We start from the raw sequence: 19175 nt of genomic DNA on the forward strand, positions 1-19175 counted from the left end.
CAGGCCAAAAGGGTTTCAAAAATATCTTGACAGAGGAAAGCGAACGTGATATCTTAACTGTACTAATACGGATAATACAGTAATGCCGGGCAACCGGCGTACAAAACGGAGGTGGAAAGATGATCAGCCTGAATTACCGGGATTCGCGGCCCATCTACGAGCAGATTAAAGATGAGCTGCGAAAGCTGATCGTCACCGGTGCGCTGGCGGCGGGGGAAAAGCTGCCGTCGGTGCGGGTGCTGGCGACCCGGCTTAGCATCAATCCCAACACGATTCAGCGGGCCTACAACGATCTGGAGACGGAAGGATATATCTATTCCGTGCCGGGTAAGGGGAGCTTTGCCGGGGAGAGGGGAAACGCAGACGCCGCCCGACGGGAGCTGCTGAAAGACAAGGCGCGCCAGCTTTTGCGGGAGCTGCGGGTGCTGGGTGTGACCCCGGCGGAGCTTGAGGCGCTGTTGAAGGAGGGAGAAACGACATGATTGAAATTCAAAATGCGGTAAAAAAATTCGACGGGTTTGCCGCTCTGGACGGTATTACCCTGACGGTGCCCACCGGGGCTGTATACGGGCTGGTGGGACCCAACGGCGCGGGCAAGTCCACGCTGCTGCGGTGTCTCAACGGCGTGTACCGCACAGACGAGGGTGCGGTGAATATTCAGGGGGAGCCTGTGTGGGAAAATCCGGCGCTGAAAGCACGGATCGGTTCCATTCCGGATGACTGGCACTATTTTTTGCAGGCCAGCACACAGGACATGATGAAGCTCTACCGGGGGATTTACCCCACGTTTTCCATGGAGCGGTATAAAAAGCTGGAGGACGCGTTCCCCATCGACCCCCGCAAGGCCATCCGGCACCTGTCCAAGGGAATGCAGAAGCAGGCGGCCTTCTGGCTGACCATGAGCTGCATGCCCGACTACCTTTTATTAGATGAACCGGTGGATGGTCTGGACCCGGTGATGCGCCGGCAGGTGTGGTCGCTGGTGCTGGACGATGTGGCGGAGCGGGGCACCACGGTGCTGGTTTCCAGCCACAACCTGCGGGAGCTGGAGGATGTGTGCGACCATGTGGGCATTCTGGACCACGGAAAGGTGCTGCTGGAGCGGTCTTTGGAGCAGCTTCAGGACAACATGGTGAAGCTTCAGGTGGTGTTCCCCGAAGAAGTGACGGAGGTTCCCTCCGGGATTCCGGCGCTCCACGCCTCCCGCCTTGGGCGGATTCATACGTTGATCCTGCGGATGAACGCCACGGAGGCGGAGGCACTGCTGGCGCAATACAACCCCGTGCTGGTGGACGCTGTGCCGCTGACGCTGGAGGAGATTTTCATTTACGAATTGGGAGGTGCGAACTATGCAGTCAAAGACATTGTCCTCTAAGGGACTGTTCAGCCCCGCCCTGTTTCGCAACGATCTGGTGCGGTTTTGGCCTCTTTGGGCGCTGTATCTGGTGATGTGGCTTCTGATGGTTCCCGCATTCCAGTTTTTAGAGCTGTTTGGCCAAAATGGCTGGGGGAACGCGACGGATATGCAGGCGTATGCCATGAGTGGGGTGGCCAGTATGGCCACCGGCGCAGCGCTGGTCATGAGCGTGGGCTTCGGATGCCTATTTGCGATGACACTGTTTTCCTATTTCACGGGAACCCGGGCCGTGGGCTTTGTCCACGCGCTGCCCACCCGGAGAGAGGGCCTGTTTCTGACGCACTATCTGGCCGGTGCGGCGGTGTTTATTGGAACCCATGCCATCACGGCGCTGCTGACGGCTCTGATTTGGAGCACTGCCGGACTTGGGGAGCTGTGGGTCATTGGCCTGTGGTTCCTGTATACCACGGGGCAGATGCTGTTCTTTTACAGCTTCGCCGTGCTTTGCGCCGCGCTTGCAGGGCAGATGCTGGCCATCCCTGTGTTTTACGGGGTGTTTAACTGCCTGGTTTACGGGATGACGAACCTGATTTGGTTGCTGTGCCAGCTTCTGTTGTACGGCTGGACGAATCCCGACGATCCCGCATTGGTGGTCTGGCTTACACCGATTAACAAGCTGGCCCAGCTAAGCTGGAACCGGTGGGGCTATTCTCGCGGCAGCGAGGAATATTGGCGCTTTTTGCAAAACGGTCTTGGCACCGTGGGGGTTTATGCGCTGGTAGGCGTGGTCATGACGGTTGTGGCCCTGCTGATTTACAGGCGCCGCCACAGCGAGTCCGCCGGGGACACCGTGGCCATGAGCTGGGCAAAGCCCGTTTTCCGGTACGGTGTGGGCGTGTGCGCCGCATTGAGCCTGGGACAGCTCCTCTACATTATTTTGTGGGATGCGTTTGGGCAGACAGAGCAATCTCCCGTGGCGCTTGTGATCTGCATGGCCGGTTTGGGTCTGGTGGGCTATTTTGCGGCGGAGATGCTGCTACAAAAATCCTTCCACATCCTGAAACGGAGCTGGAAAGGAGGCGCAGTTTTGGTCGCCGTCCTGATTCTGGTGTGCGTGGCGCTTGAACTGGATATTCCGGGTGTTGAACGGCGCGTTCCTACGGCGGAGGAAATACAGTCGCTGGAATTCCGACTTTACGGGCAGGACTCCATTTATGGCGACAGCGAGGACCCGGAGATGATCGAGCGCTTTTTGACGCTGCATCAAATGCTGGTGGAGGAGCGTCCCAAAGACAACGATTGGGACGAGGACGCGCTTTACGGAAGCATAGGGCTGGACTATACCCTGAAAAGCGGCGCGCATCTGCACAGGCATTACAGCTTTACCATCTTGCCCTCGGAGATTGAGGCACATGCCGCGCTGGCGGAGCAACTGACCGAGCTTGCGCGGGATCCGGAGGTATGGCAGGCGTATATGAAGGAGCGGTTCGAGCCGGGCCGCCTCGTGACGGTGGATATGTATCTTGACAGCGAAAACCGTACGCTGACCTTTGAGGGCGATACCGCCCGGGAAATTCTGGCGGCGCTGGAAAAGGACATTGAAGCGGGCCACACCGGAGCTTATATTTTTGATTCCAAGGGCTGGTCGGCCAATACGTATTCCACAAACCTGTCGTTCTATTACCGTGCGCAGGAAGACGCCGGCAATGGAAACTATTATAACAGCAGCTACTCCGAGGACGTGCAGTTTTCCAAGGACTATACCTACCTTCTGGCGGCGCTGGAAAAAGCGGGTGTGGATACGGAGCGTCTGTCCACATATCAGAACTACTATGATGAAGACTACAACGAGTACGTGAAAGAGGCGTCCTACCAAAACACCTATGCCGAAGAGAGCCAGGAAACTCCCATACCGGATACGCTGACGCCGGAGGGAGATGCGGCCATCATCGGCGGAGCCGACGGACCCACGGCGGTTTACGTCGGCTAAGACGCGGGAGCGGAGAGCACATGGCTTACAGAGAAAAAAGAAGGCGCCTGAATCCGCGGTTCTTTGCGCTGTGCCTGGCGGCGGTCCTTGTGATCGCCGCCGCCGGCGTTTGGATTTGGGGAAAGATTCATGCCGGTGTTTCGGCGGCGGAGGTGGTGCTGCCGGACTATGTGACACAGGAGTTTTTGACGGTGAATCCATGGTCCCGTCCCGGCACGGAGCTCGAACAGGTGAAGGCCATCGTCATCCACTACGTGGGCAATCCCGGCACCTCGGCGGAAGCCAACCGTAGCTATTTTGAGGGCCTTGAGGACGGACATCTGGAGCTTTACGCCAGCGCCCACTTTGTTGTGGGGCTGGAGGGGGAGGTACTCCAGTGCATCCCCATGACGGAGTGGGCCTATGCCTCCAATGCCCGCAACGCGGATACCCTTTCCATTGAGGTCTGCCATCCCGACGAAACGGGAGAGTTTCTTCCTGTAACCTATGACCGGGTGGCGGAGCTGACGGCGTTTTTGTGCGACGCGTTCGGACTGACCTCCAAGGATGTTCTGCGCCATTACGACGTATCGGGAAAGAACTGCCCCAAGTATTACGTGGAAAACGAGGACGCCTGGCAGAACTTTTTGACGCAGGTGGACCAGGGTATTGGGCTGCTGGAAAAAGAAAGGACGGAAAAAGAGGCGCAAAGCTGAAACTTTTTGCCTCTGAGAACCGTCATATAAGACAAGAAGACGGCGGATAGGGAACTCCGCCGGGAAACTGTGTGCGGAGCGGCGGAGGCCGCAGATAAGAAGAAGGGAGCTTTCTGAATGGAAGCCACAAGAAATGCCGGGCTCTGGCGCGTATGGGTAGACACCGTGAACCGCATTGTCTCCTTCCACGAGGCGGAGGGCTTCCGGCCCATTGAATTTCGCAGTCGGGAGATGTTTTTGTCCTGCGTGGACGAGTACACGGGAAAGCACTATCGATATCAGTGATAGAGGGGCGCTTTGCGCTCCTGATTGCCGAGGGCTTGCTGCCTGTCAATTGCGGGCAGCAGGCCCTTTGGCCTTGCATTCGAGAAAACCGGGCCGCCCTCCGGGAAATTTCCGACTTGACAAATCGGCGGCGGCGGGTATAATAGTGTTGAAAAATTGAATAGTTGGCGTGGATAAGGACGAGTAAGACCCAGCCCCTGCACAGAGAGCGGCCCAGTTTGGTGGAAGGGCCGATGGCGGATGGGACCTGAAAATCACCTTGGAGCCTCCTGCTGAAAGACGACGCGAGTAAGTGAGGACGTGTGACGGCGTTACCCGTCGGCCTGTGCATGCAGGCTGTGAGCGGCTTTTTCCCGCAAGGGAGGAGCAACGAGAGTGGTACCGCAGAAGTAGTTTAAACGCTTCTGTCTCTTTAAGAGACAGGGCGTTTTTTGTTTTGACTGAAGGGGGGAACGCGTTGCGCCGGAAAAAAGCAGCAATTCTTGTGTTAGCGGTGCTTGCCCTGTGCGCGGTGGGCTATGCCGTGGTGGGAAACCCGGCAGTTGCTTTTCACAACCGTCAGGTAAATGCCGCGCTTGCCGCCGTGGAGGACGGGCAAACGGTCACGCTGAACGAGACGATTCCCTTTGAGTGGGACCGTGTGTACGCCATCGGCCCTTACACCGGCAGGGAGGAAATCGCGGAGATAATTGGCTTTGACAGTCCCGACATTCAGGAAAACAACGTCAGCGAGGGCATGGTGAACCTTCTGTTTGTCAGGGACGGGAAGGTGATGGCCAGCATTCTGGGCTATGGCGAGACTTTGGGGTATCGGATAGAATTTCCAACAGTGGTTACCTTTGAAGAAAAGACCCCGTTTCTTGCGTCAAAGGAAGACGACGTTGTGACGCTGAATTGCGCGGCATAAATTTTACCCGCTGCCGGGTGCGTCCGCCGAAGGGCGCTGAACCGTTTACTTTATGAATCAATTCCGAGGGCCGAAACGCCCATCAATCTATTTGAGAGGAACCGAACACTTATGGACTATAACAAGACGATCAATCTGCCCAAGACCGACTTCCCCATGCGGGCGGGGCTGCCCAAGCGGGAGCCGGAGATGCTCAAGCGCTGGGAGGATATGGACCTTTATAACGCGCTTTTGAAAAAGAACGAGGGTAAGCCCCTGTTCAACCTCCACGACGGCCCTCCGTTCTCCAACGGCGACCTGCATATGGGCCACGCCCTGAACAAGTCCATTAAGGACTTTATCACCCGGTCCTATGCCATGCGGGGGTATTATACGCCCTATATCCCCGGCTGGGATAACCACGGTATGCCTATCGAATCTGCCATTATTAAAAAGAATAAGCTGGACCGCAAATCCATGAGCGTGCCGGAATTCCGTTCCGCTTGCCACGATTTTGCCCAGCACTATATCGACGTGCAGATGGACGGCTTTAAACGCATGGGCGTCATCGGCGATTGGGAGCATCCCTACAAGACCATGGACCCCGGCTTTGAAGCCGAAGAAGTCAAGGTTTTTGGCGAGATGTACAAAAATGGCCATATTTACAAGGGGCTCAAGCCCGTGTATTGGTGCCCCCACGACGAAACGGCTCTGGCTGAGGCGGAGATTGAGTATCAGGATGATCCCTGTACCACCGTGTATGTGAAATTCCCCATGCTTGATGATGGCGGGAAGCTGGGCAACTTCGACCACAGCAAGCTGTTTTTTGTCATCTGGACCACCACCATCTGGACCCTGCCGGGAAACCTTGCCATCGCCCTGCACCCCGAGGAGAGCTATGCGCTGGCAAAGGCCCCCAACGGCGAGGTGTATATCATGGCCGAAGCACTGGCGGAGAAGGTCATGAAGCTGGGCGGCTTTGACGAATATGAAATCGTGGAAACCCATCCCGGCGCGTTCTTTGAAAACATGCTGGCAAAGCATCCCTTCCTTGATAAAACCAGCCGCCTGCTGCTGGCGGACTACGTTACCATGGATTCCGGCACCGGCTGCGTCCACACCGCCCCCGGCTTTGGCGCTGACGACTATGACACCTGCCGCCGGTACGGTATGGACATGGTGGTGCCCGTGGACGATCAGGGCCTCCACACCGACTATGCCGGAAAGTATGCCGGGATGAAGACCGACGAATCCAACCCCGTGATTCTGGCGGACATGAAGGAGAGCGGCGCGCTGTTTGCCCGGGAGGATATCGTGCACAGCTATCCTCATTGCTGGCGCTGCAAGGGAGCCATTATTTTTCGGGCGACGCCACAATGGTTCTGCTCTGTGGATTCGTTCAAAGAGGAGGCCTGCGACGCCTGCGAGGACGTGCGCTGGGTGCCCGCGTGGGGCAAGGAGCGCATGAAGTCCATGATTCGGGAGCGCAACGACTGGTGTATTTCCCGCCAGCGCAAGTGGGGCCTGCCCATTCCCGTGGTATACTGCAAGGACTGCGGAAAGCCTGTCGTCACAGACGCGTCCATTGACGCCATCTCCAAGCTCTTTGCGCAGGAGGGGTCCAACGTTTGGTTTGCCAAGGAGGCGGAGGACATTCTGCCCCATGACTTTGCCTGCCCGCACTGCGGCGCAAAAGCTGGATTTACCAAGGAAGAGGATACGCTGGACGGCTGGTTTGATTCCGGTTCCACCCACTATGCCTCCATGAAAAAGGATCAGGGCTTCTGGCCCGCCACCGTCTATATGGAGGGGTTGGATCAATACCGCGGCTGGTTCCAGTCTTCCTTGCTGACCGCTGTGGGCGCTTTCGGCAAGGGTGCACCGTTTAAGGAGTGCGTCACCCACGGCTGGACTGTGGATGAGCAGGGCAAGGCCATGCACAAGTCCGCTGGCAACGGCATGGACCCCGCCGAGATTTTCGACCAGTACGGCGCAGACCTGCTGCGCCTGTGGGCGGCTTCCGCGGACTATCACTCCGATGTGAGCGGCTCGGACAGAATCTTCAAGCAGCTCAGCCAGAACTATCTGAAATTCCGCAACACCGCCAGGTACTGCCTTGGCAATCTGGATGGGTTTAATCCCGATGACCTGGTTCCCGCCAATGAGATGGAGGAGCTGGACCGCTGGGCCGTCACCCGGCTCAACGCACTGACGGAAAAATGCCTGAAAGCCTATGACGACTATGAATTTTTCGTAGTGACCCATGCGGTGAATGACTTCTGCGTGGTGGAGATGTCCAACTTCTATCTGGACATCATTAAGGACCGGCTGTACTGCGAAGAAGCGGACGGCAAGCGCCGCCGCAGTGCACAGACCGCCCTGTTCCTGATTCTGGATACTATGACCAAGCTGATGGCCCCCGTTCTGGTCTTTACCTGCGATGAAATCTGGCAGGCCATGACCCATCGGGCTGGGGATGACGGGCGCAACGTGCTGCTCAACGAGATGAACAAACCCTTTGCGGACTATGCGCTGGGCGAAAAGGCTATGGAGCGTTGGGAGACGATTGTCCGTTTACGGGACGATGTAAACGCGGTTTTGGAAACTGCCCGTGCCGACAAGAAAATCGGCAAGGCGCTGGAGGCCCGCGTTTCCCTCCACGCAGACGACGACGCGGCGGCGCAGGCGCTGATGGCGACTGTGGGCGTGAGCCTCGCCGAGGTGTTCATCGTCTCGGATTGCAGCATCACCACGGCGGAGCCTTCGGCGGAAGCCACCGTGGGTAAGGGAACCAATTTCCCCGGCCTCACTGTGGAGGTGGGCAGGGCCGCCGGCGCCAAGTGCGAGCGGTGCTGGATGCAGTCTGCCAAGGTGGGAGAGAATCCCGACCATCCCACCCTCTGCCCCCGCTGCGCGGACGTGGTTTCCAAGCTGCCCCGGTTCTGAGCGGGTATATCATTTCCTTTGCCTAGGGTTTGCACCCTGTACCGCGGCGCAGAGAGAGAACAACGAAGCTGGCGGAAACTTTATAAAAACAACCGCGCCGGAGGGATTTTCCCTCTGGCGCGGCATTTTATATTGATTCTGCTTTTTGGGCGGAACGCTGCCGCAGAGGTGCGGCAGGGAACTGCGGACTTAATTCTCCTCCACTTCGGCGGCCACGGCGGCGCTGTACAGCTCGTTCCGGGAAAGGCCTGTGGCCTCGGCCACCTGCCGCACGGCGTCCTTCATCCGCAGGCCCCGGCTTTTCAGCTCCAATACCTGACGGACGCCCTCCTCCGGCGTGATTTCCGCTTCTTCCGAGGGAGTGGTTCCCTCCAGCACCAGGACGTATTCTCCACGGGGGCTGTTCTCCCGGTAATAAGCCACGGCTTCTCCCAGCGTGCAGCGCATCGTCTCTTCATGGAGCTTGGTCAGCTCCCGGCACAGGGCAATTTTCCGCTCCGGGCCGAAAAAGGCGCACAAATCGTCCAACGTGGTGCGCAACTTGTGGGGTGCCTCGTGGAACAGCATGGTGCGGCGTTCGTTTTGCAGGGAGGAAAGATGCTCCCGCCGCTCCTTTTTGTTGGTGGAAAGAAAGCCCTCGAAGGTAAACCGCCCCGTGGGAAGACCGCTCACTGCCAGCGCGTTCACCGCCGCGCAGCAGCCGGGGATGGCCAGAATCTCCACGCCCTGCTCTGCGCAAAGGCGCACCAGCTCCTCTCCGGGGTCGGAGACGGCGGGCGTGCCCGCGTCCGTCACCAAGGCGCAGCTTTCTCCCGCCAGCAGGCGGTTTAAAATGGACTGCCCGGCGGAAACGTGACTGTGGGCGTGATAGCTCACCATCGGGCGCTTGATTTCAAAGTGATTCAGCAGCTTTACAGAGACGCGGGTGTCCTCGGCGGCAATGAAATCCACCGTTTTCAGCGTCTCCACCGCCCGGGGAGAAAAGTCGCCCAGATTCCCGATGGGCGTGGCGACCAGATACAGCGTTCCGCTCATGGCGTGTTCTCCTTTTGTTCAGGTGTTCGGAAATAGGCGGCGGCATATTCCGCAGAGGGTCCGCCGGACGCATCCGTCAGGCACAGGGGCGGCTCAATGGAAAGGCCGGGCTTTCCGCCCCGGCGGGCCTCCACCAGCAAAAGAGACGGTGCGGCTCCCGGACGGAATTCCACCAACTGCATTCGCTTTGGCTCCAGCCCGTTTTCCCGCAGGGTGCAGATAATATCGCATAGCCGCTCCGGGCGGTGTACCAGACAAAAAGCGCCGCTCCAACGCAGCAGGTGCGCTGCTGCGCGGCACAGGTCCGAAAGGGTGCAGTCCGTCTCGCTGCGGGCGGTCCTCCTTGAAGGGACTGGAGTGGTTGCGCCGCCGCCGTCCAAAAAATAGGGGGGATTCGAGACGCACAAATCAAAGCGCCCGGCGGGTAAAAGCGCCCGAATCTGCCGAATATCGCCCCGCAGGGTTCGCAGGCGGTCCCCAAGGTTATTTTCCGCGACCGCTGAGTCCGAAAGCGCAGCGGCGTGGGGCTGAATTTCAACGCCGGTGATATGAAGATTCGGCTGCCGTTGAAGCAAAAGCAGGCCCAAAAGCCCCGTTCCGCTGCCCAAATCGCATACCCGTAAGCCGGGACGCAGCGGAGGAAAGCTCCCCAGCAGAAAGCTGTCGGTGCCGGGCTTGTGGGCGTACTCGTCCCAGCAAAAGCGCAGGCCCCCGGGGCACAGGCTGTCCCATTGCTCCACCGCGCGCGCCCCCTTTCCGACTGATGTGCTCCTATTATACGGCAAAGCACCGGATCACGCAAGGCGTGCGATTGGGCATAATAAAAGCACCGCAGATTTTCTGCGGTGCTTTTATGTACGAATTCCTTTATTCGCCGGGAACGATGGCGCTGCTGGGGCAGGTATCGCTGCAAGCACCGCAGTCCAGGCAAGCACCGGCATCGATCACATAGGAATCATCACCCTGGCTGATAGCACCGGCGGGGCAAACATCCGCGCAGGAGCCGCAGCTTACGCAGGCAGAAGTAATCTTGTAAGCCATGGAAAAGCACCTCCATAAAATTAGTAAGCTCATTGTAGCACATGTTAAAAAAAAAGCAAGCGTTTTTGCAAAAAATATATTGGAAATTTAGGCGGTTTGTCATGTATAACTGCGTTTTTCGTAACTTTTGAGGGAGATTGGCCGATGTTCACAATTTCTTTTCAATTTGGTCAAAGAAAGTCAAAAATTCCCCTTGACATTTTTGCTGACGGTGCTATACTACGTATCAAACAAAGGTTAAAGAAAGTCAAAGTCAAACTTTATATAAAGCGTTATGCAAAAATGAACGTAAGAGAAAGAGGCGGATTCAGTGGGCATTTCCGATTTGATAGCAAGCTTCCTGCAAGAGAGCCTGAATGAGGCCGACGGCGGAGTGCTGGAGGTGCAGAGAAGCGATCTGGCCCAGCGGTTTAACTGCGTGCCAAGCCAGATCAACTACGTAATGAGTACCCGGTTTTCTCCCGAGCACGGCTACATTGTGGAAAGCCGCCGGGGGGGCAACGGCTATATCCGGATTACCCGGGTGCGGATGGACCGGCAGACGCTGCTGATGCATGTGATTAATTCCGTGGGCGACCGGCTGGATTTTCCCTCGGCAAGGGCGATTTTGAGCAATCTGGTGTCCTCCGGAGCACTGGAGGCCGGGGTGGGCGAAACGCTGCTGATCTGTATGGACGACCGGGCGCTGGGGGCCGTGCCCCGAGAAGCGCGGGATTCTATCCGGGCTGATATGATGAAGCAGGTTTTGATTCATCAGGTGGAGTGATTTTTTTCATCCTAGCGCCGGGATGTAAGGTCGGCGCACAGTACAAACTGTTTTTAATGATAATTTATATAGACTTGAGGAGGAAACAATTATGAAATGCGAACATTGTGGAAAGAATGAAGTCAACTTCGTTTATGAAAGCAACGTGAACGGGCAAGTGGAAAAGGTGCATCTTTGCAGCGAGTGCGCCGAAAAGCTGGGCTATACCCAGGCCGTGGCGGCGCATAACCGCAGAATGATGCAGAGCTTTTTCGGCGGCGGACTGCTGGACAGCTTCTTCAGTCCCCGGTCCTCGCTGCTGGGACCGTCCCTTTTCGGGGAGGATATTTTTGACGATTTCTTCCGTCAAATGCCCGCGCTGGGCGCAGCTCCCGCACAGCAGCAGGAGGTTCGGGAAAAGCCGCTGGTAGAGGAAAAGGAGCAGGCGTATTTTGCAAAAATGCGCCAGTTGAACGCCCTGCGTCTGGAGCAGAGAGCCGCCGTGCTGCGGGAGGACTTTGAAAAGGCCGCCCAGCTCCGGGACCAGATTCGGGGGCTGGAACAGGAAAAACCGCAGGACCATGAGCCTGCCAAGGATCAGGCGCCGCCCAAGGCGGAATAACAAGGACGTTCCTTTGAAAGGGGAGAAAAACAATGAATGAGACGAGATTCAGCCCCAGAGCCGAAGAGGCTCTGCGGCTGGGACAGGAAGCGGCAGGCGAGCTGGGCCACGGCTATGTGGGAACCGAGCATCTCCTGCTGGGCCTTTTAAGAGAACCCAATGGCACGGCCCACGGTGTGTTGGAAACCGCCGGACTGACGGACGGCATAATTGTGGAGATTATCAAAAAGAGCGTGGGCGCGGGGCTGCCCGGCGGCAACCCCGCCCAGGGACTTACCCCCCGCGCTAAGCGGGTGGTGGAGCTGGCCGTGGAGGATGCAGCCAGAGGCGGCTATAACTTCGTGGGTACCGCCCATTTGCTGGCCGGCCTTCTGCGGGAAGGAAACAACATGGCGGTGCGTATCCTGCGAACCGCCGGGCTGGACGCAAAGCAGCTTTATACCGCCCTGATGCAGAAGATGAACGAGGCTCCCCGGGCACAGGGCCGGGAGGGAACCCGGCCTGCCGGAGGCGTCCGTGACGAAAATCAGGATAAAACCCTGCGGGAGTTTACCCGGGACCTGACCGCAAATGCCCGGGCCGGAAAGCTGGACCCGGTGATCGGCAGGGACGCGGAGATTCAAAGAGTGATTCAAATACTGTCCCGCCGGACCAAGAACAACCCCGTCCTGATCGGCGAGCCGGGCGTTGGCAAAACTGCCATCGCCGAGGGGCTGGCCCGGAAAATTGCGCTGGGTGACGTACCCGACGAGCTGCTGGATAAGCGGGTCCTGTCGCTGGACCTCTCCGGCATGGTGGCCGGAACCAAATACCGGGGCGAGTTTGAAGAGCGCATCAAAAAGGCGCTGGACGAGGTGAAACGGGACGGCGACGTCATCCTCTTCATCGACGAGCTGCACACCATTGTGGGCGCTGGCAGCGCCGAGGGTGCAGTGGACGCGGCCAACATTATCAAGCCTGCGCTGGGCCGCGGTGAAATCCGCTGCCTTGGCGCTACCACCCTGAATGAGTACCGCCAGTATATTGAAAAGGACGCGGCTTTGGAGCGGCGGTTCCAGCCTGTTCAGGTGGGTGAGCCTACGCAGGAGGCCAGTCTTGAAATTCTCAAGGGTCTGCGCAAGCGGTATGAGCAGCACCACAAGCTGAAAATTACCGACGAGGCCCTCTCCGCCGCGGTGGAGCTGTCCTCCCGGTATATCAACGACCGATTCCTGCCCGACAAAGCCATCGACCTGATGGACGAGGCCTCCTCCCGGGTACGGATGGAGGAAGAAGAACCCTCCGAAGAGCTGAAAAGCCTGGAAGAGAAAATTGCGGCCCTGCAAAAGGACAAAACTGCCGCCGTGGCAGCGCAGGACTATGAAAAGGCCGCCCAGCTCCGGGATATCGAAAAAAATTATCAGGAGCAGGCGGAGATGGAGCGGGACAAACGCCGTCGGAACAATTCCTCTCACCGTCCCGTGCGGGCGGAGGATGTGGCCGCCGTGGTGGCGGAGTGGACGGGAATCCCCGTCACCCGCCTGACGGAGGACGAAGGCGCCCGACTGCTGCGGATGGAGGACGAACTCCACCAGCGGGTGGTGGGCCAGAGCGAGGCTGTGGCGGCTGTGGCAAGAGCCATCCGCCGGAGCCGGGTAGGATTGAAGGACCCCAAGCGGCCCATCGGTTCCTTCCTGTTCCTCGGCCCCACGGGCGTTGGCAAAACTGAGCTGAGCAAGGCACTGGCAGAGTCCATGTTCGGCGACGAAAAGGCCATGATCCGCATTGATATGTCCGAATATATGGAGCGGCACACCGTCTCCCGCCTGATCGGCTCTCCCCCCGGCTATGTGGGGCACGAGGAGGGCGGCCAGCTGACGGAAAAGGTTCGCAGAAAGCCCTATTCCGTGGTGCTGTTCGACGAGATTGAAAAGGCCCACGAGGATGTGTGGAATATCCTTTTGCAAATCCTTGAAGACGGGCGTATTACCGATTCTCAGGGTCGCACCGTGGACTTTAAAAACACCGTCATCGTCATGACCAGCAACGTGGGCGCATCAAGCATTACCTCGGCGGGAAACCGGCTGGGCTTTGACAGCGGCGCGGCTGTGAACGATGAGGCGGGGGCCTATGAAAAGGCCCGCGAACTGGTGCTGGATGAGCTGCGGCGCACCTTCCGTCCCGAATTTTTGAACCGGATTGACGACATCATTGTCTTCCATCGCCTGACACAGGGGGACATCACCGAAATTGCCCGCCGGATGCTGAAGGCCACCGAAAAGCGCATGTCCGCCATGGGTGTGAAACTGGAGGCCGACGACGCGGCGGTGGAGGCCCTTGCCAAGGAGGGATTCGATCCCAAATATGGCGCGCGGCCTCTGCGCCGGGCCATTCAGAGCAAGGTGGAGGACGCCGTGGCGGAGCAGCTGCTCAGCGGAGGGCTGAAATCCGGCGACACGGCCCATCTCAGCTATACGGACGAAAAGCTTTGCGTGCACAAGTAAAATATCAACCTGCAAAAGCGGGGGACGGTCATGCGACCGTCCCCCGCTTTTTGTTAGCCCTGTGCATGTCCCGGACATGCGAGTAATTTCTTAAACGGAGGCTTGCGCGTCGTCGGCGGGCGTCTGCTCCGTCTGGGCCGGATCAGGTTCCGAAGGGTCCGGCTGCGCGGGCGGCAGAATCGACTCAGCGGCTTTGCCCTCCGCCGTCACGCTGCCCGCCGTGAGGATGCTGCCCTCGCTGCCGGCGGTATAGGTGACGCGCACCCGGTCGCCCACGTTGAGAATCACCGCCAGAGGATTTTTCGCCGCGCTGACAGCGTAAAACGTGTCCGCACCCTCCAGACGCAGGAAGTAATAGCTGTTTCCGTCCATCACCGCCGAACGGATTTCCGCCAGAACGCCTGAAATTTCCTGCTGATCGGAGGGGACTACCTCCGCCTGATTGCCGTCAATCAGCTTGTTGTCCGCCAGAGCCGTACGGTAGTTGATTTCGCATTCCGCAAGAGTGGACCCGGTGGCCACGATCTGATACTGCTGGACGTTGACCATGGCGTACATTTTAACCAGACCGTCCGCCCCCTTCAGTGCCATGAAATAGGTGGGCTGCTCGGCAATGTTCAAAAGCAGGGGGAAAGTTGCATTATAGTTCATCTGCTGGACCTTGCTCTGGGCGGAGCCCCGGGCGGAATACTCCGTGGCCCCAGCGATAGAGTAGAAATGCGTCTCCTTGGTCCGCTGGTTGCACAGTAAAAAGCCGATAATGGATTCGTCGGAGGTGACAGAGGTAACGCCGGTGTACATATATACGTCGTCTCCGATGGCGATATAGTTATAGCCGTCGGTGGTCTGCGTTACGTTGCGCTGCCCGAAGATGGAGTTAAAAAAGCCGCTGTGATAGCTTCCGTAATAGTCGTACTGCTGCATCACCAGATCGCTGTTGTACACCCGGTCCACCCATGTGGGAACATCCTCGTAATACGTGCTTTCGCCGGTAATGGCGTTGGTAAGCACCGCGCCATGGATATCCACGCCGCCAAACAAACCGATGGTTTTCACGATGCGGGCGCTGACCCAATAGGGAACACCCTCTTCGTCAATCTCGAACACCGGCGTGTCGAACATCATGGTGGGGAACTGGAACCGCAGGTGCCGGTTAAGGTTGCGGTTGAAGTGCTCCGCCACGGTGTATTTCATCCCCTCGGGAAGCCGGATTACATCCGCGTCCTGCGTCACCATGTCAATGATGATATAGGCCGGAAGACCCTGTGCCCGGTTGGTAAACCATTTAATCAGATCGCCGTAGGCCAGAGAGGTAACACGGACGGGGCGGCCCCGGTAGTTAATCTGGGTATAGGTGCTGAGAATCTCAAACTGGGAAACCATGTCCGCCAGTTCGCCAAGCTTTCGGTTGCCCAGCAGCGCGGCGGAGTCCGCATCCAGCATGGGAATCTGATCATAGGAGATCTCGTCCACATCCTGGGCAAAGTCCCCCGTCTCAATCGGAAGCAGTTCGCTGTAACTCTTGGCGCGAATGACCACCCAGCCCGCGAGGGAGCCCACCGCCGTCACGATAATCATGGCCAGCGCCAGAGAAAAGGGGATGGTGCACTGCTTTTTTACAAAATGGAAGTAGCCTTTGGCCCCGTCTCCCTGAAACCCGGAGGTGAGCACGGCGCAGCCGCAGTATATCGCGCACAGCAGGAATAAAAACACATAGAATTCCTGACTTTGGAAGTTCAGCGCGGGCAGATTCACATAAAAGTAAACCAGTCCAACCACCAGCGTCACCAGCAGATTGAGCAGCACACGCGTAAACCGGTTGCCCACGGACTTGCGGGGTGCACGTTCCTTTTTTGGCCGTCTGGGCGGCGGGGGAGTGGCCTCGTTCCCGCTGCCCTGAGGTCCGCCGAAGCCCCCGAAGCCGCTGGGGTCAAAGCCGTTTCCGGGTGTAAAATTGATGTGAAAAGGCATATTTTGTTGGCCCTCCTCGTAATTTTTGCCTATTTTACAGTTTATTCTATTGTATGTCAAATATATAAATAAATCAACCTGTTCTATTCTTAGGGCCGGTATTTCTTTGGAGTTGTAGAAACTACACAAAAATTCCACCGCAAATTTTGCGCTCCATTGGTCCTCTGATTGAATTGTGACTTGTCTTTTCCTCTATATCCCTATATAATGAATCTATTCAATTCTTGAGGCAATCGTTTACTGGCTTTCCCTGCCGCAGGGCAATTCTAAGACGGAGGAAAAACACATGGCAAAAAAATATGTCTACAAATTTTCCGAGGGCAATAAGGACATGCGCGAGCTGCTGGGCGGCAAGGGCGCGAACCTGGCTGAGATGACTCTGGCCGGGATGCCCGTCCCTCAGGGCTTCACCATCACAACTGAGGCCTGCACCCAGTATTATACCGACGGCCGCCAGATCAACGCCGGCATTCAGGCTGAGATCGAGGAATGCATGGCCTGGCTGGAGGGGTACGCTGGCAAGAAATTCGGCGATCCCAGCGACCCGCTGCTGGTTTCCGTCCGCTCCGGCGCCCGGGCCTCCATGCCCGGCATGATGGACACCATTTTGAATCTGGGCCTGAACGACGTGGCCGTGGAGGGCTTTGCCAAGAAGACCGGCAATCCCCGCTTTGCGTACGACTCCTATCGCCGGTTCATCCAGATGTTCTCCGACGTGGTGATGGAGCTGAGCAAGAAGCGCTTCGAGGAAATCATTGACGAGATGAAGGCCCAAAAGGGCGTGTCAGAGGATCTGGAGCTGGATGCCGAGGATATGAAGGCGCTGTCCGTTAAGTTCAAGGAATTCTACAAGAAGGAAAAGGGCGAGGACTTCCCGCAGGACCCCAAGGTCCAGCTGATGGAGTCCGTGAAGGCCGTGTTCCGGTCCTGGGACAATCCCCGGGCCAACTTCTATCGCCGGATGAACGAGATTCCCTACGACTGGGGCACCGCTGTCAACGTCCAGTCTATGGTTTTCGGCAACACCGGCAACAACTCCGGTACCGGCGTGGCCTTCACCCGTAACCCCGCCACCGGCGAAAAGGCCCTATTCGGCGAGTACCTCATCAACGCCCAGGGCGAGGATGTGGTGGCTGGTGTGCGTACCCCCTCTCCCATCAGCAAGCTGAAAGACGAGATGCCCGAGGTTTACGAGGAGTTTGCCCAGATTGCCAACAAGCTGGAAGCGCATTACCGCGATATGCAGGATATGGAGTTCACCATTCAGGACCGCAAGCTCTATATGCTCCAGACCCGTAACGGCAAGCGCACCGCCGCCGCCGCCCTGAAGGTGGCCGTGGATCTGGTGGACGAGGGCATGATTACCGAGAAGGAAGCCGTTTTGCGCGTCGACCCCAAGCAGCTGGACGCGCTTTTGCACCCCCAGTTTGACCCGGAGGCTCTGAAAAAGGCCGCCGTCATCGGCAAGGGTCTGGCCGCCTCTCCCGGCGCTGCCTGCGGCCGCGTGGTCTTCACCGCCGAGGACGCCAAGGAATGGTCCGACCGGGGCGAAAAGGTCATTCTGGTCCGGCTGGAGACTTCTCCCGAGGACATCGAGGGCATGCAGGTTGCGCAGGGCATTCTCACCGTCCGGGGCGGCATGACCTCTCACGCCGCCGTGGTGGCCCGGGGCATGGGCACCTGCTGCGTGTCCGGCTGCGGCGAAATCGTGGTGAGCTATGAGAAAAAGCAGTTTGAGCTGGGCGGCAAGGCCTATTCCGAGGGAACATGGATTTCTTTGGACGGCTCTACCGGCAATATCTACGGCGAGGCCGTGGGCACCATCCCCGCCGACCCCAACTCCGGCTATTTCGGCCGCCTGATGGGCTGGGCCGACGAATACCGCCAGATGGGCGTTTATACCAACGCCGACACGCCCAGAGACGCTGCCCAGGGCCGCGGCTTTGGCGCGGAGGGCATTGGCCTTTGCCGCACGGAGCATATGTTCTTCGAGGGCGCGCGCATCAAGGCCATGCGGGAGATGATCGTGGCTGAGACGGAAGAGGAGCGCCGCAAGGCTCTTGCGCAGCTTCTGCCCTATCAGCAGAGCGACTTTGAGGGCATTTACGAAGCCATGGAGGGCTGCCCGGTAATCATCCGCTTCCTGGATCCCCCTCTGCATGAGTTCCTGCCCACCAAGGAGTCCGACATTCAGGAGATTGCCGGGGAGCTGGGCATCACCGTGGAGAAGCTGAAAAACGTTATTGAGAGCCTCCATGAATTTAACCCCATGATGGGCCATCGCGGCTGCCGTCTGGCCGTTTCCTATCCGGAGATTGCCGAGATGCAGACCACCGCTGTCATCAACGCCGCCATCGCCGTCACCAAGAAGGGCGTGTACAGCATTACCCCCAACATCATGATTCCTCTGATCGGCGAGGTGAAGGAGCTGAAATACGTCCGCGAGATCGTAGTGGCCGTGGCCGACAGGATCATCAAGGAGTCCGGCGTCGATATGAAATACGAGGTCGGCACCATGATTGAGATCCCCCGGGCCGCTCTCACCGCCGACGAGGTTGCCAAGGAGGCCGACTTCTTCTCCTTCGGCACCAACGACCTGACCCAGATGACCTTCGGCTTCAGCCGGGACGACGCGGGCAAGTTCCTGAACGCCTATTACGAGAAGAAGATTTACGAGTCCGATCCGTTTGCCCATCTGGATCAGACGGGCGTAGGCAAGCTGGTAGAGATGGCCGTGAAGTTGGGCCGCCAGACCCGCTCCAATCTGCACCTTGGCATCTGCGGCGAGCACGGCGGCGACCCCACCTCCGTGGAGTTCTGCCACAACGTGGGGTTGGACTATGTGTCCTGCTCCCCCTTCCGTGTGCCCATCGCTCGCCTTGCCGCCGCGCAGGCCGCTATCAAAGCTCCCAGAAAATAAAGCTTTTTTGATTTGAAGGCTCTATAAGCAGACAAAAGCACCCCTTGATTTCAACAGAAATTAAGGGGTGCTTTTTATTTGGAAATGCCGAAAGGGGCTGCGCTCTTCTGATGAGGCTGTGTTGTGCCGTGATGGGCGTGCCCATCCGCGACCGCCGTGCCTGAAAAAGCCATGAATGTACAGAAAACTGCACCACGGT

The 19175-nt window shown here is 58.0% G+C and carries 16 protein-coding genes; 12 read left to right on the forward strand and 4 right to left on the reverse strand.

Annotated elements, in window-relative coordinates; translation table 11 throughout:
* The first annotated feature begins 119 nt into the window (after positions 1–119).
* The 7 genes from ABVS15_RS09015 (at position 120) to ileS (ending at position 8159) form a co-directional block, all read left to right on the forward strand.
* Positions 120–482, forward strand: coding sequence for a GntR family transcriptional regulator (locus tag ABVS15_RS09015; RefSeq protein ID WP_312614739.1), 363 nt, complete (start codon positions 120–122; stop codon positions 480–482).
* Positions 479–1375, forward strand: a complete 897-nt coding sequence (locus tag ABVS15_RS09020) for an ABC transporter ATP-binding protein (RefSeq protein WP_369283401.1) — start codon at positions 479–481, stop codon at positions 1373–1375. The genes ABVS15_RS09015 and ABVS15_RS09020 overlap by 4 nt, the downstream gene beginning before the upstream one ends.
* Positions 1350–3347 carry a hypothetical protein gene (locus ABVS15_RS09025; protein ID WP_369283402.1) on the forward strand — a complete coding sequence of 666 codons (1998 nt, stop codon included), beginning with the start codon at positions 1350–1352 and terminating at the stop codon, positions 3345–3347. Before ABVS15_RS09020 ends, ABVS15_RS09025 begins: the two co-directional genes overlap by 26 nt.
* 20 nt (positions 3348–3367) lie before the next feature.
* The gene (locus tag ABVS15_RS09030) at positions 3368–4042 is read left to right on the forward strand and encodes an N-acetylmuramoyl-L-alanine amidase family protein (protein ID WP_369283403.1); all 675 of its coding nucleotides are present in this window, start codon (positions 3368–3370) and stop codon (positions 4040–4042) included.
* Positions 4043–4159: 117 nt separating this feature from the next.
* Positions 4160–4327 carry a hypothetical protein gene (locus tag ABVS15_RS09035; protein WP_293009972.1) on the forward strand — a complete coding sequence of 56 codons (168 nt, stop codon included), beginning with the start codon at positions 4160–4162 and terminating at the stop codon, positions 4325–4327.
* A gap of 457 nt (positions 4328–4784) precedes the next feature.
* Positions 4785–5234, forward strand: a complete 450-nt coding sequence (locus ABVS15_RS09040) for a hypothetical protein (protein ID WP_369283404.1) — start codon at positions 4785–4787, stop codon at positions 5232–5234.
* A 111-nt stretch (positions 5235–5345) separates the two neighbouring features.
* Positions 5346–8159 carry an isoleucine--tRNA ligase gene (ileS, locus tag ABVS15_RS09045; RefSeq protein ID WP_369283405.1) on the forward strand — a complete coding sequence of 938 codons (2814 nt, stop codon included), beginning with the start codon at positions 5346–5348 and terminating at the stop codon, positions 8157–8159.
* A 189-nt stretch (positions 8160–8348) separates the two neighbouring features.
* Here ileS and rsmI read toward each other — a convergent pair whose 3' ends face one another.
* The 3 genes from rsmI to ABVS15_RS09060 all read right to left on the reverse strand — a co-directional run bounded on the left by rsmI (position 8349) and on the right by ABVS15_RS09060 (position 10235).
* Positions 8349–9194, reverse strand: coding sequence for a 16S rRNA (cytidine(1402)-2'-O)-methyltransferase (rsmI, locus tag ABVS15_RS09050; RefSeq protein WP_369283406.1), 846 nt, complete (start codon positions 9192–9194; stop codon positions 8349–8351).
* Positions 9191–9934: a tRNA1(Val) (adenine(37)-N6)-methyltransferase gene (locus ABVS15_RS09055; protein ID WP_369283407.1), complete on the reverse strand. Its 744-nt coding sequence runs from the start codon at positions 9932–9934 to the stop codon at positions 9191–9193. Before ABVS15_RS09055 ends, rsmI begins: the two co-directional genes overlap by 4 nt.
* Before the next feature lie 127 nt (positions 9935–10061).
* Positions 10062–10235 carry a DUF362 domain-containing protein gene (locus ABVS15_RS09060; protein ID WP_293009967.1) on the reverse strand — a complete coding sequence of 58 codons (174 nt, stop codon included), beginning with the start codon at positions 10233–10235 and terminating at the stop codon, positions 10062–10064.
* Positions 10236–10379: 144 nt separating this feature from the next.
* Between ABVS15_RS09060 and ABVS15_RS09065 the strand changes: the two genes are divergently transcribed.
* From ABVS15_RS09065 to ABVS15_RS09080, 4 genes are all read left to right on the forward strand, one after another.
* Positions 10380–10595 (forward strand): hypothetical protein, encoded by a 216-nt coding sequence (locus ABVS15_RS09065; RefSeq protein ID WP_369283408.1) that lies wholly within the window; start codon positions 10380–10382, stop codon positions 10593–10595.
* Entirely contained in the window at positions 10546–11001 is a 456-nt protein-coding gene (locus ABVS15_RS09070; RefSeq protein ID WP_369283409.1) for a CtsR family transcriptional regulator, read from the forward strand. The genes ABVS15_RS09065 and ABVS15_RS09070 overlap by 50 nt, the downstream gene beginning before the upstream one ends.
* A 91-nt stretch (positions 11002–11092) precedes the next feature.
* A complete protein-coding gene (locus ABVS15_RS09075; RefSeq protein WP_369283410.1) occupies positions 11093–11602 on the forward strand; it encodes a UvrB/UvrC motif-containing protein in 510 nt (169 codons plus the stop codon).
* Between the two features lie 32 nt (positions 11603–11634).
* Positions 11635–14085: an ATP-dependent Clp protease ATP-binding subunit gene (locus ABVS15_RS09080; protein WP_369283411.1), complete on the forward strand. Its 2451-nt coding sequence runs from the start codon at positions 11635–11637 to the stop codon at positions 14083–14085.
* A 90-nt stretch (positions 14086–14175) separates the two neighbouring features.
* Here the strand turns inward: ABVS15_RS09080 and ABVS15_RS09085 are convergent, their stop codons facing one another.
* Complete coding sequence (locus tag ABVS15_RS09085) at positions 14176–16056, reverse strand: CvpA family protein (RefSeq protein WP_369283412.1); 1881 nt, start codon at positions 16054–16056, stop codon at positions 14176–14178.
* Between the two features lie 286 nt (positions 16057–16342).
* On the opposite strand from ABVS15_RS09085, the gene ppdK reads away from it, so the two are divergent.
* On the forward strand, positions 16343–18976 hold the full coding sequence (ppdK, locus tag ABVS15_RS09090; protein ID WP_369283413.1) for a pyruvate, phosphate dikinase: 2634 nt from the start codon (positions 16343–16345) through the stop codon (positions 18974–18976).
* The last annotated feature ends 199 nt before the right edge of the window (positions 18977–19175 follow it).

Origin of the sequence: Oscillibacter sp. GMB15532, assembly GCF_041020825.1 — a bacterium.
GTDB lineage: Bacteria > Bacillota > Clostridia > Oscillospirales > Oscillospiraceae > Oscillibacter.

Excerpts from the sequence above, each read along its gene's own strand:
- ABVS15_RS09015 (WP_312614739.1), top strand. The coding sequence starts at position 120 with ATGATCAGCCTGAATTACCGGGATTCGCGGCCCATCTACGAGCAGATT.
- ABVS15_RS09020 (WP_369283401.1), top strand. The coding sequence starts at position 479 with ATGATTGAAATTCAAAATGCGGTAAAAAAATTCGACGGGTTTGCCGCT.
- ABVS15_RS09025 (WP_369283402.1), top strand. The coding sequence starts at position 1,350 with ATGCAGTCAAAGACATTGTCCTCTAAGGGACTGTTCAGCCCCGCCCTG.
- ABVS15_RS09030 (WP_369283403.1), top strand. The coding sequence starts at position 3,368 with ATGGCTTACAGAGAAAAAAGAAGGCGCCTGAATCCGCGGTTCTTTGCG.
- ABVS15_RS09035 (WP_293009972.1), top strand. The coding sequence starts at position 4,160 with ATGGAAGCCACAAGAAATGCCGGGCTCTGGCGCGTATGGGTAGACACC.
- ileS (WP_369283405.1), top strand. The coding sequence starts at position 5,346 with ATGGACTATAACAAGACGATCAATCTGCCCAAGACCGACTTCCCCATG.
- rsmI (WP_369283406.1), bottom strand. The coding sequence starts at position 9,194 with ATGAGCGGAACGCTGTATCTGGTCGCCACGCCCATCGGGAATCTGGGC.
- ABVS15_RS09060 (WP_293009967.1), bottom strand. The coding sequence starts at position 10,235 with ATGGCTTACAAGATTACTTCTGCCTGCGTAAGCTGCGGCTCCTGCGCG.
- ABVS15_RS09065 (WP_369283408.1), top strand. The coding sequence starts at position 10,380 with ATGTTCACAATTTCTTTTCAATTTGGTCAAAGAAAGTCAAAAATTCCC.
- ABVS15_RS09075 (WP_369283410.1), top strand. The coding sequence starts at position 11,093 with ATGAAATGCGAACATTGTGGAAAGAATGAAGTCAACTTCGTTTATGAA.
- ABVS15_RS09080 (WP_369283411.1), top strand. The coding sequence starts at position 11,635 with ATGAATGAGACGAGATTCAGCCCCAGAGCCGAAGAGGCTCTGCGGCTG.
- ABVS15_RS09085 (WP_369283412.1), bottom strand. The coding sequence starts at position 16,056 with ATGCCTTTTCACATCAATTTTACACCCGGAAACGGCTTTGACCCCAGC.
- ppdK (WP_369283413.1), top strand. The coding sequence starts at position 16,343 with ATGGCAAAAAAATATGTCTACAAATTTTCCGAGGGCAATAAGGACATG.